This is a genomic window from Nocardia sp. NPDC019395 (assembly GCF_040632335.1).
Lineage (GTDB): Bacteria > Actinomycetota > Actinomycetes > Mycobacteriales > Mycobacteriaceae > Nocardia.
On record NZ_JBEYBT010000001.1, the window covers coordinates 833,967 to 850,495 of the forward strand.

The following is a 16,529-nucleotide window of genomic DNA, read 5'->3' on the forward strand; positions in this document are numbered from 1 at the left end:
AGGGCGTCGCTGGGTGGGCGGTGCCGCGGCCTGTGCGCGGCGTGCCGGAGCAGTGGCGTGCGTTCGCCGATGGCGGTAACCGGGACGGCTGGGCCGGGGATTCCTCGGCCGTCGGCGTGCCGGACAACGGGCGGCCGAATGCGCTGATAGCGGGCCGGGAGGAACAGGACGTTCCGCAGGTCGGTGATGGTGCGGTTGCGCACGGTATCGCCGCTGTCCGATCCGCCCCGCGCCGAGCTGTCGACATCGTTGCAGCGGAGCCGGAGCTGGAAGGTACCGGCACCCAGGAGATCGCTTCTATCCGTCCCGGACTGCCCGACCCCACCGATCCGGCGTTCACCGACCCTGATGATCCGTCACGCAAACGGATCGAGCGATGGCTGGCGGCGGCCCGCGAGCTGCACGGGATGAGTCAGAGCGAGCTCATGCGGCGCAGCGGTGTGCGCGGCCTCTCCGATATCGAGAGTGGTAGGCGCCGCGTGACCGCACGGCATCTGATCGCTATCAGTGCGGTGCTGGGCATTTCGCGCGCCGAAATGCGGGCGGTGACCCTGGTATTGGCGCCCGATCTCGCCGATTACTTCAGGGTGTCGAGGCCGCGTTACCGGAATAAGCGGTACGCGGAGTTCGGTGATTGGCTGGCCGCTGTCCGGAAGTTCCGCAGGTTGGGTGTGGTGGAGCTGGCGGAGCTCATCGGGATCGATCAGTCGGTGGTTTCCAACGTGGAAAGCGGCAAACGCGATGCCAGCACCGGCTATCTACAGGCTTTTGCGCGCGCGATGGGCATTCGGCCGAAGACGATGGCGGCGGCTGCCCGGTATTTCGGGTCCCCGCGCGCCGATGAGCTTGCGGAGCTGATCACCGCGCACGAACCGGATCCGCCCCACCCGCTGGGTATGTCGTCGAAAGACTGGGTCCGGGCGGTTCGGCTCGATGCCCGGTTGACTCAGGAAGAGCTGGCCCGGCGGATGGGCCGGGTCCACTCGACTGTGGTCCGCGCGGAGGCCGGCGGCGCGTTGACCATGGATTTTCTGCGTCGGCTGCGGACCGCTGTCGACCTGCCTCCGGCCTTGGTTCGGGCCGCGGTGTACAAGTTCCTGGCGCCGAGGTTCGATAGGCCCAGAACGGATCGCTCGGAAAACGCGAAATTCAGGGAGCTGCTCGTCGCCGATGTGGACCGGCAGGATGAGATCGTGGCCGAGATCGCGGCCGAGCACGACCAGATCGCGATCGACGCCGCATACGCAGTCAGGAATCCCCCGATCCCCGTACCGGAGCTGATCGAGCGCTTCCGGGAGGCGCTCCGGAGTGCGATCCTCACGCACGTTCCGGCCGGCGTACCCTTTGCCACACATGCCAAGGTCGCGGTCCGCGATACGAAAACGCATGTCTTCTACGAGGCGAGACAGCGGAGACAGCGCTCTACTGTCGCACCGCCGCCGGGATGGGGTGGTCGGGCCGGCATCCCGGGAGATGGCGGAGTCGGGGACGGCCACACCCGCAAACCGGTGCGACGTGTACAGAACCTGGTCGACACGTTCGCCGTAGCCCACATCGATGGTGGCGGCGCCGAGCGCGGCGGCGAGACCACCTCTCCCCCTGGCGTCGACAGGGCCACGTTGCTATTGGTCGAGGCGGTCGCGGTCGCGGAACCGCAGCTGTTGCAGCGTTGCCGGGATCGGCTGGCCGAGGCCGACCCTGAGCGACTCCCGATATTCGACAGTTACTTTGTGCAGGGGCATACAGTCAAGGAGGTGGCGTCGGGGCTACGGCGGACGCGGACCGAGGCCGACCGGCAGATCTCCCAGATCGCTGCCCTGGTGGCCGAGATGCTGCCACCGGGCACTGCGGACCGCTACACCGACGGTGGTGTGCTGCGCCGGGCCACATTCGACGATGTCGTACGGGAAGGCGGGTTCCCGAAATCTTATCTTCGCAACAGGCCGGGAGCCCACAGCGAAGCTGGGGAAAAAATCCGGGCCGTGGCCCGGAGACTCGGGTACCGGTCGACCCACTCCGGTGTTGTCGTCGACTATTCGGGTTGCGCGCCGGGTCCGCGCTCTTCGCCGGTCCCGGCGGTCAACTCGGCACGCCAGGTCACCGTTGCCGCGCCGCGTTCCCTGCCCAGCGGTGATAAGACCACCCTTCTATTGGTCGAGGCCGTCGCGTCCGCGGAACCGCAGCTGTTGCCGCGCTGGCGGGATCGGCTGGCCGAGGTCGCTCCCGATCGACTGGGCGTTTTCGACAGTTACTTCGTGCAGGGACAGACAGCCGTCCAGGTGGCACAGGAGGAATTGCAGTCCTCGTCTACGGCCGACCGCTGGATCTCCCAGGTTGCCGCCCTGGTGGGCGAGATGCTGCCACCGCGCACTGCGGACCGGTACACCGACGGTGGTGTGCTGCGCCGGGCCACACTCGACGATGTCGCGCGGGAAAGCGAAGTCCCGAGACATCTGGTCGCGAAAATACTCGGTGATAATCCGGGAGGCGACAGCGTAACTCGGGACCGTGTGCGGGCCACTGTTCGCAAACTCGGGTACCGGTCGAGCCGATCTGGTGTTGTCGTCGACTATTCGGGTTGCGCGCCGGGTCGACACTCGTCACCGGTTCCGGCGGTGGGCGCAGCGAAGCGGGCTCCCGTGAAGCAGCGAGAGGTGGGCCGGGAAGAACTCCGCGACGCAGCGCGCGGGCATAGTGCGCCCGAGGTTGAATCGGAGCAAGTGGCGCAGCCGCTGCCCGACGGGCAGGCTCCAGATCGGCTTCGGTCGATGGAGGAGTGGTTGGTAGCTGTCCGGCGGTGGCGCGAGTGGACGCAGGTACAGCTGGCTGAGCTTCTGAATCGAAGCCAGCGCAAGGTAGCTGACTTCGAGAATGGTCGTCGGCCTGTTACTCCGCGGTATTTGCGTGATTTTGCTGTGGTGGCGGGTGTTTCGGTTGATGTGTTGCGGGTGGCGGTGGGGTGTCATGCGCCGGGGCTTGTGGATTACTTTGCTGAGTCGGTTCCGGATCCGGGTAGTGATCGGTTTCGGTCGATGGGTGAGTGGTTGCTTGCGGTTCGTAAGTATCGCTGGTGGTCGCAGGAGGAGTTGGCTGCCCGTCTGGGGTGGAGCATCAGCGCGGTACGCAACCTAGAGAATGGTCGTCGGCCTGCTTCTCCGAAGTATTTGCGTGATTTTGCTGTGGTGGCGGGTGTTTCGGTTGATGTGTTGCGGGTGGCGGTGGGGTGTCATGCGCCGGGGCTTGTGGATTATTTTGCTGAGTCGGTTCCGGATCCGGGTAGTGATCGGTTTCGGTCGATGGGTGAGTGGTTGCTTGCGGTTCGTAAGTATCGCTGGTGGTCGCAGGAGCAGTTGGCCGAGCGTCTGAATCGAAGCCAGCGCAAGGTAGATGACTTCGAGAATGGTCGTTGGCCTGTTACTCCGCGGTATTTGCGTGATTTTGCTGAGGTGGCGGGTGTTTCGGTTGAGGTGTTGCGTGTGGCGGTGGGGTGTCATGCGCCGGGGCTTGTGGATTATTTTGCTGAGTCGGTTCCGGATCCGGGGAGTGATCGGTTTCGGTCGATGGGTGAGTGGTTGCTTGCGGTTCGCAAGTATCACTGGTGGACGCGCGAGGAGTTGGCTGCCCGTCTGGGGTGGAGCAGCAGCGCGGTACGCAATTTCGAGATTGGTCGTCGGGCTGTTTCTCCGGAGTATTTGCGTGCTTTTTGTGAGGTGGCGGGTGTTTCGGATGAAGTGTTGTTGTGGGTGGCCAAGAAGTTCTCCCCCGCCGGGCGGAGCCGCAATGGCCGCAGTCGTAGTGCGACCACCGCGCAGGCGAAACCGCTCGACGGGGCCTCCCCGGCACCCGTAAGCACCGCCCCGAACCCGCACTCGGAGCGGGGTGCCGTGGCGGAGCCGGGATTGGTGGGTGCGTGCGCGTCGTATTCGGCGTACCGGACGCAGCTCGAGTTGTGGAACGCCAATGGCCGGGTGGGGGATCCGCCGGTCGAGCCCCAGGCGGAAGACCGGTTGCGAGGCGATTCGCTGGCCGCGTTGGCGACGGAAGTCGGGGCAGACCTCGAACCGGACAATCACCGGTCGCTGCTCGAGCTGGTGGACCATATGTGCGCGACCGAGGGACATGTGGTGGCGCAGGCGGCGGTGTTGCACGGGAACGGGCAGACCGGTCATGCCTTCACGCTGGTCAAGTCCGGTGGTGTGCTGGTGATGCACGAGATGGTGGCCGGCCGGCGGCGGGAGATCCGCGGTGAGGAAGCGGTGCGGGCGTGGGCGCAGGCCTGGGTGGACGCCGGATCCCGGCAGGTGGTGTGGTCGGAGTTCCGGGGCGGTGGTGCCGTACGTCCGCTGGAGCCAGGGCAAGCTCCACGCAATATTCCCGTTGCGCTCGCCGGGGTCCGGGTGTTCGGGAGCCCGCTACCGTCGGGGCCGGACGATGCGGGGGGAGCAGATGCGGCAGGTGAATCCGGAACGCGGTTTGTCGAATTCGATTTCGAGTCCGAACCCACCGAGGTGCTGCGGCGCGTCCAGGTAGTCCTCGCGGAGATACTCCACGCCGCGCTGCCCGCGGGGTGGTCGCCGGAGCAGGTCACGACGATCGGACGGATTCTGCGGGGCATGGTCGTGCTCACCGGCGGCGGAATCGGCCGCGGCCGGGTGATCTTGCGACCGAGCGCCGGACCCCGCGGGCGGGCAATGGGATTCGAGCTGGAGGCCGGCGACGCCCAGCTCGGCTCGGGATTCGTGGGACCGACCGGCCGGTGGGGCCTGGATATCGGGCGCCTCGCACACCATGCCGGTGAGTTGCGCGACCTCGTCGAGAACGCCGCCCGCCAGGTTTCCGGTGCGAACGATCCGGTCTTCGGGCGGGTACTGGAAGCGATAGCGGTCCAGCTCGATCCGACGGCGGACAACCGCGAGCTGCAGGTCGGGATGTCCCCGGGCGGGGACCGGGACGGTGTGCGGCGGCTGTGGGGCATGCTGAGCAGCCCGGTGGACGGAACGTTCCACGTGTCGCTCGGCGCCCCGGAACCCGGCCCGGCGGCCGCGCCGCTGAAGGTCACGCTGCCGATGCGTTCCGGACGGCACCGCGACACCGCGCGCGTGGGTGCGGTGCGGGTGGTGCGGGAACTGACGGCCGGATGGCCCGCGGACCGTGGCGCCGCGGCGGCCGAGGTCGCGGAAGACTTGTTCCGGTCGGTGGAAGAGGCGTGGAGTCATGAGCCGGCCGCCCTCTACGGGCTGGCGATGGTGGCCCGCGGTGCGCCGGGCAACCGGGTCGTCGAGTTCACGCTCCACAGTCGTGGGACCGATGAGTCGACCGAACACGTCGTAACCGAAGTTCCCGGCGCGACCGGGCCTGCGCCGGAGCCCGATCGAAGCGAAGTGGTGACGGCCGGGCCACCGGTGGAAACCACCCCTGCGGACCGGATCGTGGTCCGGTCGCCGGGCCGGCCCGACAGCGAGTTCGGGGTGGACCACGATACGGCCGACGCGGTCATAGCGAAGGTATGCGATCGGGGCGCAGACATGGTGCGCGACGACTGGACCGATCCGGCCGAACTCGACGCCGCCCAGATCGTGCTCGCCTGGCGGTTGCGGATGGTGCTCGCCGCGAATCCGGACCGGGTACGACTGCTGGAGGTGACGGTCACGGGAGAGCCCGGAGCCCGCACCCTGGTCGTCGGTGCGGGTGTCGCCGGTAGTCACGGACCGGACTTCACCGTCGCCGAACTCACCCAGGCCGGAGCACGCCCGGATTCCAGTGCGCCGATGGAGTTCTTCGGAAACGGGTGGCTGGTCGATATGTTCCGCTCGGCGGGCGTCGATCCCTCGGTCTACCTCGCGGACACCCTGTTCAGTGGAGCCGATGTGTATGCGCGCCGGGAATGGGCGATCGCCCCTGACGCGGCGAGCGATCGTCCGGCGATCCGGCGGTCGATCGATGCGTTGGTCCGACAGGTGGTGCGGGATGTACCGAATATCCTGGCCCGGGCCAGGAAACTGGTGGCCACCACGGTTGCCGTGCTGCCGGTGGGCCGCGGCCAGGACGGTGTGGTCACGGCGGCGCTTGCGATGGGTGCGCGCGGACTGGAATTCCGGGTGGCGGTGGCCGACAGGTCGCCGTGCACGCCGTCAGCCGAGAGGCGGGCTCAGCAGCTGATCGTTTCCACGGCCGCCACCCGGGCCGGTGTGGAGTCGTGGGGCGGGCGCACGATCACCGGGGGCACGATCACCTGGGCGGCATTCGATATCCCGCAGGAGGCCATCGCCGATGGCACCGGTCGCGATATCGGTCGCCACCCAGGTCGCCGGTCGACCGCGATCGACCCTGAAGGCGCCCTCTCCGATATCGATGCGGCACTGGCTGATTCGACGGTCGGGCCCACCCGGCACCGCGACGAACCGAACCCGCACGCTCGTCTATTGCCTGGTGGGCCGCCCGACCCCGCCGCATCCCTGGACCTGCCGCGCGGCCGGGCCAGAGACCTGGCGGGTGCGCCGATCGTATATCGGCCGGTGACGGATCAACCGTGGCTGGTTTACGCCGACGGTCCGGGAACGGGTGGGGACGCCAAGGCGATCGGTGCGGGTCCGGAGGAGGGTGCTGCGGCCGGCTCTCCAGATAGTGGGCTGTTACAGCAGCTCGCCGAGCAGATCCCCGGTCTCGGTGAATCCGCTTATCGTTCGATGGGTGCCTGGTTGGCCGCGGTACGAACGCGCCACGACCTGAACCAGAAGCAGCTTGCCGCTCGAATGGGCTGGGCTGCCTCCGTGGTATCCGCCGCGGAATCCGATATCCGCATCACTGTCGACTATTTGCGGGCTTTCGGGGAAGCACTGGGAATCTCCCGGGAAACATTGCGTCTGGTCACGCTGTGTTTCGCGCCCGAATCGGCCGATTACTTCCGTGCGTCGGTTCCGGATCTGGACGACCCCGACTATCAGTCGATGGGTGCGTGGTTGAAGGTCCGCCGAATTTGTGAGGGGCTGACGCAGCCGGAGCTGGCCGCTCAGGTAGGTGTGAGTATCTCGGTGGTCTCCCACACCGAGATCGATCGGCGGCCGGCGACTGGGTGGTATCTGAAGAAAGTCGCCGAGGCACTGGGTATTTCGCGGGCGACGATGTTGGAAGTGACCCTACGCTTCGCGCCGGAACTCGCCGATCACTTCGGGGACGTGCTGCCGCCGCCGAAGAAATCCCGGTACACCTCGTTGGGTCGCTGGCTGGTCGCAGTTCGCGACCACCACGGACTGAAGCAGCGCGAACTGGCCTCCCGGATAGGCCGAAATACGGAAACCATTCGGCTCGCCGAGAACGACTACCGCGTCACCGCTGATTACCTGGCGGCCATCGGTTCAGCACTCGATATCGGGCGGCCGGTCCTGCTGGCGGCAGCGCTGGAATTCGCCCCTGATCTCGCGGACCGGTTCCGCGTCGTAGATGGGGCGGCACCGGCCGATCACGCGAATGACTCCTTCATGCGGCACAAACGGTTCCGGCGTGCGGTACAAGAGGCGGCGCAGGGGTATGTGCGGGAGGTTTTGAGCGCGGCGAGTGATCCCGACTTCCGGGATGCGGTGCGCAATCTTCCGGACGGTTGGCGTCAGGTGCTGCTCCGGCGGTTCATGGGGAAAGGAGCAACCGTCGAGCATGTGGCCGGGGTGACCGGCGTCCATGCGGACGACGAGATGACAGACCTGATCCCGTATATCCTGCGCGAGCTCGCCGCCGACCTCACCGGGGAGCCGGTGGAGCCCGTCGACGACCTGCTGTCGTATCCGTCACGAGGCTCGGCGCTCGCACAATTGCTGGCGGGAGGTGGCGTCGGTCCCGAGAGCTCGAGGGATTGGCCCGGACCGGCGGTGTCCGCGTTGGAGCAGGCACGTGATGAACGGATCGACGAGCTTCGGCTTCTGGTGGAACAGTTACCGGATCGGGATCGGCGGACCTTCCTCCGCTGGTACTGCGGCGAAGAAATACCGCATATCGCGAAGTCCGACCGGATCACGACGGACCACGCGGCGAAGCGTCTGGGCTCGGTCGTCAGGCACCTGACCGGACAGCTGGACGCTGCCCTGGAAGGCGACGAAGTAGAGGCGGTGGTCGACCGGATCGTGGTGACCCGGTGCGTCGACCGGGATGGATTGGCCACCGCGATCGACGCGCTGCGGGATGCCGAGCAGCGGACCGACGCCCGGCGGATGTTCCTGACAGATCCCCCGGTCGCGGCGGATCAGGATTCGGACTGGGTGGCGCGGCGTCGCCGCGCGGCCCTGGGACTGGCTGCCACACTGCCCGACCTCGATACGCGAACCGCCGCGCTGGCGGCGGCGGTGGGTGAGTTGGATGCGCTGGCCGTGATCCGCGCGGTGCGCTGGTGGGATCGTCCCAGGTTGATCGAGGCGATAGACCAGCTCGACACCCCGGATCTGCGCCGGGCGGCCGCCGAACAGATGCTGTGGCGCCGGCCGACGAGCGATACCGCTGTGGGGAAGGAACGCGGCGCTGCGGCGCGGGCCGCGACGGCCGCCCAGATATCGGCGGATGTCATCCAGGTGTTGTCCGGCGTCGACAACCCGGCCGCGCATCGAGCGCCGACGGGTCCGGGCGCGGACCCTGGCGTATCGGCACCGGTGGCATGTTCCGATCGCGGTCGGCAGATCCTGGAACTGCTCGCCGCCGGCCGGGCGGACCGGCTGATCGGACGGCGGCTGGGGATCTCGGAAGCCGCCGCCGCCGGTCTTGTGCGCACCATCTCGAGCGAGCTCGGCACGGCCGATCGGGCGGTGCTGGTGGATGTTCTGCGGCACCGCGACCTACCGCAGACTGCCCACGAATTCGCGCGCCTACGGCAACGAGTGCAGCTGATGACGGTGTTTGTCGCGGGTATGAGGGCGCACGAGTCGGTATCGGCGCGGCTGGCGCTGGGACGGGTGAGTGACAGTGGGTTGCGGATCGCTTTGGGGCGGGTGGAAGACGAGTGGCCGCTCCTCGTCGACGCGATCCGGGCGGTCCGGGATGGTCGCGATCTGACCTCGCCGGAGGCCGGTGCAGTCCGGAAACTGATGGCCGAACTGGGGCCGCGATTCGCCGGCCGGTTGAGCGTCCCGGAGCTCGAAGCGCTGAGCCTGGTAGCCGAGGGAATGCCGAACCGCGAGATCGCCCGCACCTTGCAGCGGCCCCCGGCAACAGTCAACACCCAGATCCACCGGATTGCGCGGAAGCTCGGTACCACAACTGATCGCGCGGATCTGGTTCTCGCGGCGATAGGCGCGGCAGAGTTTCCGCTTGCGGGGGCCCGGCCCGGGACTGTGCGTCGTGGCTCGGGAAACCGGGTCGAAGTCCGGCTCTCGGCAATACGTGCCGGAACGCGATCCCTGACGCTTTCACCGACTGCAGTTCCCCGTCGCGGGCGTGGCAGGAATGCGAGCGGCGCGACCTCGGTGAACCCCGATACGGTGGCGGCGGAGATCGAACGCGCCCTCATGGAGGGGATGCGGATTGAAGCACCGGAGCAGAAGGCGCGCACTGGTTCATCGGCTCGTGAGCGAGATGCGCTGGGCTTGCGGGCGATTGATCTGTTGGGGTCTGGGTGGTCGGATCGGGAGATCGGGCGGTCGCTGGGGTTGTCCGCGGGGGCGGCGCGTGGGTTGGTGGGAAGTCTTGTGGAGGTGTGTGGGGCGGGGGATCGGGCGGTGTTGGTGGATGTGGCGCGTCATGTGAGCGCTCCGCGGTCTGTGGGTGAGTGGGAGCGTTTCGTGACTCGGGTGGGGTTGGTAAGGGTGCTGTTGGCGCGCTGGTCGGGTGTGGAGGTGTGGAAGTCGGCGCCTGCGCGGTTGGTGTTGTTGCGGATGAGTGATGCGCAGGTGCGGGAGGTCGTGGGCTCGGTTGCGGGTGGTGCCGGGGTGATCACGGGGGCGGTCGAGGCTGTGCGGGCCGGTCGTGAGCTGGATTCTGGGGAACAGTCTGCGGTGGGCGAGTTGGCGGACGTGTTGAGACGGGGCTTCACGCGTTCGAGTCCTGATCAGTTCACGGTCCGTGAAGTCGAGGTGCTGTGCCTGGTCGCGGAAGGTTTGTCGGATAAGGAGATAGCGTCCACTCTGGTCCTGCCCCTGAGAACGGTCATGACGCACCTGACCAACATCAGCCAGCGGGTCGACTCGCGTGGCCGAGTAAACATCGTGAGGGTCGCGATACACCGCCGCGATATTCCGTTGGCGGGCTCCGCTTTCCGCCTGCAGAGTGAGCCGACCGAACAGGAATCCGAGATTCTCGCTCGGGTGATGCAAGGGATGGAGAATAAAGCAATCGGCAGGGAGCTGGCGCTGTCGGTCGATTCTGTGAAATATCGTCTGCAGCTCCTGACTCGTAAGCTCGGTGTCAGCGGTCGGGCGGGGCAATTCGTGGTGATGATGCGCGCGGGTATATTCGCGCTCCAGCCACTTGGCGGGCCGTTTCGCGGACCGTCGGCTCGTGGTACCGGAACCGAACCGCAGCCGCCGACTGTCCGTCGGTTACCAGCGCCGGGTGAACAACGCGGGCAGCGGCCCGGTCCGGATGGTTCGGCACCATACCGGCCCGCGCGGTACGGACGGGCCAGGGTTCTGGGTACTGGCGCACCGCCGCCGGGATGGGGCGATCCTGACGGAATCCCGGGAGATGACGGGTACGGCCGTGCCCGCAAACCGGTGCGGCGGGTACAGGGTCTGATCGATACGCTCACCGTTGCGCATATCGATGGTGGTGGTACGGAGCCCGGCAGCGGTGTGGAACGTCCGTCTTCGGGGCCGACGCCGACACCGCCGGGCACGCCGCATGTGGATCCGGTGGCGGTGCCCGGCTTCACCGCCGATCCGATAACGCGATTGGTGTCGCCGCGGACAGGCCGGGCCGACGAGGGCGACGGGGCACTGCGGGAACCCGACGTGGTGACGGCGCTTCGGCGGCCGCACGGCCCGATGACCGACGCCGATCGAGACTTCAACGGGAACACGCTGCGATCGCTGGACTTGGAGAATGATTCGGCCCAGATCTTGGCTCGGGCCGGTTTCGAAGTGGTACAGAATCCTGAGGTTTCCGGCACCACGCGCACGCCCGACTACCTGGTCAACGGCGAGATATCCGACTGCCATGCACCGTCCGGGTCGATGTCCAGTTTGTTGAAACAAGTCAAGTCCAAGATCGCGAGTGGGCAGACCGAGCGCATTATCCTCAACCTGACCGACAGTGAGGCCAGGCCGGAAGATATTGCCACGGAATTGGGTCGCGCTGAGGGTTTCGAGAAGCTCCGCGAGGTTATCGGCCTCGTTCCGTCGCCCAACCATCGGTACCGGGTGGTGCGTATCCACCCGGTCGGCGAGGACGACGCCGGGGTGACAACGATCGCCGAGGTCGGCTATCGGCCCACGCCGAATCGGGTGCATTGGCGGGTGCTGGCGGCGATGGAAAGCTTGGCTGGTGCAGGACTCACGATGCCGCGTGTGGTCAACGATCGGAACAGCCAGCCCCAGATCCTGATCGGTGAAAGGCGTTACGAGTATTACGCGCCGTCGTCGGATGCCAAGAAGACCGCTGGTCTCGGCTGGTTGCCTCGCCTGAAGAAGTGGGCATCCCAGGGCGCCCGGCTAGTGCTCGACCTGTCCGGCGTCCGTGTCGGGCCAACGGAAATCGTTCGTCGGATCGGGTCGCTCGAGTATCTTTCCGGCTTGGGTGAATTGCTGGTGATCGGTCGTCGAGGTGAGGTGTTCCGGTTCGACGGGACCGTGGATGCCAGCGGTACTCGCCGAGGGGAGCGTCTGGCGAGGCCTGCTTTGTCCGCTCGTGCGGTGGGTGGGGTGAATGCTGCTGCTTCGTTGCTTTTCTCGCCTGGTGTGCGGAATGGTTTTGTGGAGGCAGTTCGGGATGGGTGGGCTGCGGTAGGGGGTTCTGGGCCGGCGGAGTTGGCGGGGTTTGTGGCCGATAGGGGTCGGGTGGATCCGGTGCGGGCGGCGTTGCTGGCCGGGGGGCGTTGGCGCACTGGTGGGTTCGCATCGGACGATGCGGCGGGTGTGTCGGATCAGTTCGATGCGATACGCGATCATGTGGCTGCCGAAGGTGGCGCGGTGATCGTGGTTTTCGAGTTCGAGGGTTTCGAGCGGCCGAGTACCGCGGGTTCGCGCGCGGTGACATTCAAACAGGGTGATGCGTGTCCGGTGGTGGTGCGTCAGAACGGTGTGGATATTCCTTATCGTTTGTGGCGGCGTCCCGAGCGGGTTGCTGGTGTGTACGCGATTGTGCTCACTGCGGGTGGGGTGGCTGAGGATCCGGTGGGTCCGGATACGGTTTCGGTCGGGGTTGCCGGTCGGGATATGCCGTTCTCCGATATCAGCTCGTGGGGCGGTGAGGACACCCAGGGTGATAGTTCGGGGGGCGAGTCGGTTACTGCGGCTGCCGAACCCCGCCCGGTGCTGCCCCTGCCGGGCTCGCGAGGAGCGGTCGGCGCACCGACGCCGAAGGATGTGTTCAGGCCGGCGTCGGCGAGCGGTGCCGGGTCAGCTACGGCGGGCGCGCCGACGCCGAAGTCCTTTGCGCAGCAACTGCGGAAAGCGGGGACTCCGCCGGGCACGCCGGATGTCGATCCGGTGGCGGTGCCCGGCTTCACCGCTGATCCGGCAATGCGGTTGGTGTCGCCGCGGGGGCGGACGGGTGAGGCCGATGAGGGCGACGGGGCACTGTCGGAACCCGACGTGGTGGCGGCGCTTCGGCGTCCACATGGTCCGATGACCGAGGCCGATCCGCACGTCGGCGAGAATGCGCTGCGAGCGCTGGACTTGGAGAACGATTCGGCCCAGATCTTGGCTCGGGCCGGTTTCGAAGTGGTACAGAACCCTGAGGTATCCGGCACTACGCGTAGGCCCGACTACCTGGTCAACGGCGAGATATTCGACTGCTACGCACCGTGGACCATGTCGATATCCCAGATGGTGAACAAAATCGAGTCCAAGCTCGCGAGTGGACAGACCGAGCGCATTATCCTCAACCTGACCGACAATGAGGCCAGGCCGGAAGACATTGCCGCAGGATTGGGTCGCGCTGAGGGGCTCGAGAAGCTCCGCGAGGTTATCGGCCTCGTTCCGTCGCCCAACCATCGGTACCGGGTGGTGCGTATCCACCCGGTCGGCGAGGACGACGCCGGGGTGACAACGATCGCCGAGGTCGATTATCGGCCCACGCCGAATCGGGTGCATTGGCGGGTGCTGGCAGCGATGGAAAGCTTGGCCGGTGCAGGACTCATGACGCCGCGTGTGGTCGGCCATCGGAATGATCGGCCCCAGATCCTCATCGATGAAAGACGTTACGTCTATTACGCGCCGTCGCCCGATTCCGGGAAGTCCGGTCTCGGCTGGGTGGGTCGCCTGACGAAGTGGGCATCCGAGGGGGCCCGGGTAGTGGTGGACCTGTCCGGTGCCCGGGTCAACCCGGCGGAAATCGCTGACCGGATCCGGACGAAGGAGCGTCTTTCCGGCTTGGGTGAATTGCTGGTGATCGGTCGTCGAGGTGAGGTGTTCCGGTTCGACGGGAGTGTGGATGCCAGCGGTGCTCGTCGGTGGGAGCGTCTGGCGAAGCCTGCCTTGTCTGCTCGTGCGGTGGGTGGCGTGAATGCTGCTGCTTCGCTGCTTTTCTCGCCTGGGGTGCGGAACGGTTTTGTGGATGCGGCTCGGGAGGCGTGGGCTGCGGTAGGGGGTTCTGGTCCGGCGGAGTTGGCGGGGTTTGTGGGCGGTAGGGATCGGGTGGATCCGGTGCGGGCGGCGTTGCTGGCCGGTGGTCGGTGGCGCACCAACGGTTTCGCGTCGGACGATCCGGTGGACGTGTTGGATCAGTTCGATGCAATGCGTGATCATGTGGCTGTCGAGGGCGGCGCGGTGATCGTGGTTTTCGAGTTCGAGGGTTTCGAGCGGCCGGGTGCTGTGGGTTCGCGCCCGGTGGTGTTCAAAGAGGGTGTTACGTGTCCGGTGGTGGTGCGGCAGAACGGTGTGGATATTCCGTATCGTTTGTGGCGGCGTCCGGAGCGGGTTGCTGGTGTGTACACGATTGTCCTCACTGCGGGTGGTGTGGCTGAGGATCCGGTGGGTCCGGATACCGTTTCGGTTGGGGTTGCCGGTCGGGATATGCCGTTCTCCGATATCAGTTCGTGGCGCCGGGGCAACGCCCAGGCAGGTGGTCTTGCGGGTGAGTCGGGTATTGCGGCTGCTGAACCCCGCCCGGTACTGCCCGGAGGTGGCTCGCGGAAAGCGGCTGCCGTGCGGACGCCGAAGGATGTGTTCGGGTCGGTGTCGGCGAGCGGTGCCGGGTCACCGGCGGCGGGCGCACCGACGCCGAATAACCTTGCGCAGCAATTGCGGAAGAAGCCGGCACCGCGGAGCAAGCCGCATGTCGATCCGAAGGCGATGCCCGGCTTCACCGCCGATCCGCCCATGCGGTTGGTGTCGCCGCGGTGGCAGGCGGGCGAGGCCGATGAGGGCGACGGGGCACTGCGGCAACCCGACCTGGTGGCGGCGCTTCGGCGCCCGCACGGCCCGATGGCCGAGGGCGCGTCGAATGACAGCGAGAACAGCGTAAGACAGCGAGACTTGGAAAACGATTCGGCACGGATCTTGGCCCGGGCCGGTTTCGAGGTGGTACAGAACCCTGAGATCCCCGGCGCCACGCGCAGGCCCGACTACCTGGTCAACGGCGAGATATTCGATTCCTACGCACCGTCGAGCTCCTTGGTGTCCACCATCTCGGCGGGTATCAAGCTCAAGCTCGTGAGACGGCGGATCCAGCGCATTGTCCTCAACCTGACCGACACTACGGCCAGTCCGGAAGACATTGCCGCCGAACTGCGTCGCCTTCGGGGTCTCGGGGGGCTCCGTGAGGTGATCACCCTCGTCCCGTTGCCCGGTCATCGATACCGGGTGGTGCGAATCTATCCGGCAGGCAATGGCGACGACGGGATGACAACGCTCGCTGAGGTCGACTATCGCCCCACACCGAAACGGCTGCACTGGCGGAAACTGGCGGCGATGGAGAGCTTGGCCGGTGCGGGCTTCACCGTGGCGCCGCTGGCCGGAATCGGAGATGACAAGTTTCGATTCCAGATCGATGGACGACAGTACGAGTATTACGCGCCGCCGTCCCATGCCCGGACTTCTGCCGATCTCGGCCAGCTGCCCTTGGGCAAGTGGGCGCGCCGGGGTGCCCGGGCGGTGATCGATGTATCCGGTCTCCGTGGCGGTCCCGAAGAGGTCGCTCGCCGGGTTCGAGAGAATCGCGATCAATCCGGCCTCGGTGAATTGCTGGTGATCGGTTACCGGGGCGAGGTGTTCCGGTTGGCCCCGAGTGCAGATCCCGGCGGTACTCCTCGATGGGAACGTCTGACCAGGGCTACATCGTCCTTCCGGCTGGTGGGTGGGGTGAATGCCGCAGCCGCCCAACTTCTCACGCCCGGCCCGCACAACAGCTTCCTGGAGGCGGTTCGGGATGCGTGGGCTGCGGTAGGGGGTTCTGGGCCGGCGGAGTTGGCGGGGTTTGTGGCCGATGGGGATCGGGTGGATCCGGTGCGGGCGGCGCTGTTGGCCGGTGGTCGGTGGCGCACCAACGGTTTCGCGTCGGACGATGCGGACGTGTCGGATGTGTTCGACGCGGTGCATGATCATGTGGCTGTCGAGGGCGGCGCGGTGATCGTGGTTTTCGAGTTCGAGGGTTTCGAGCGGCCGGGTGCTGTGGGTTCGCGCACGGTGGTGTTCAAACGGGGTGTTACGTGTCCGGTGGTGGTGGGCCAGAACGGTGTGGATATTCCGTATCGTTTGTGGCGGCGTCCGGAGCGGGTTGCTGGTGTGTACGCGATTGTGTTGACTGCGGGTGGGGTGGCTGAGGATCCGGTGGGTCCGGATACGGTTTCGATCGGTCTGGCCGGTCGGGATATGCCGTTCTCCGATATCAGTTCCTGGGGCGGTGGCGACGCTCGGGCAGACGGTCCGGGGAATGAGTCGGATACTGCGGCTGCTGAACCTGGCTGGGCGCTGCCCCCGCTGTCCCTCCGCGGCTCGCGGGAAGCGGTCGGCATCGACGTAGAGGCGGCCGATGCTGGGGATGATCCGGTTGTGCGGGGTCGGGTTCATGGAACCGCAGCTCGGAGGAGGAATGCCCCGGACCCCGGTCGCCGGTGGGAGAGTTCGTGGAGTCATGGGGCACCGGATTTCGGGGCCGGCTCGGATCGGCCGGGGCGGTTCGCGGAGGAGGGGGTCACGGGGTGGGCGGTGCCGCGGCCTGTTCGTGGTCTGCCGGATCAGTGGCGTGTGTTTGCTGATGGTGGTAATCGGGGTGACTCGTCCGGGGATGGTGAACCCGCCGCTGATACTGGCCGTGATGTGGTTGTGCCTGGGGCCCTGGCGGCCGGCGCACCAACTCCGAATACCTTTGCGCGGCAGCTGCGGCAGAGAGAGACACCGCCCGGCACAGAACAGGTCGATCCGATTGCGGTGCGCGGTTCCAAGGCCCACCGGAAA

1 protein-coding gene (only partly in view) is annotated in these 16,529 nt (G+C 66.7%); it reads left to right on the top strand.

This entire window lies inside a single protein-coding gene on the top strand: locus tag ABZ827_RS03555, encoding a LuxR C-terminal-related transcriptional regulator. The 96,180-nt coding sequence extends 62,446 nt beyond the window's left edge and 17,205 nt beyond its right edge, so the window shows coding positions 62,447-78,975 — codons 20,816 (partial) to 26,325 (complete); the first complete codon in view begins at position 3. Both codon boundaries (start and stop) fall beyond the window edges.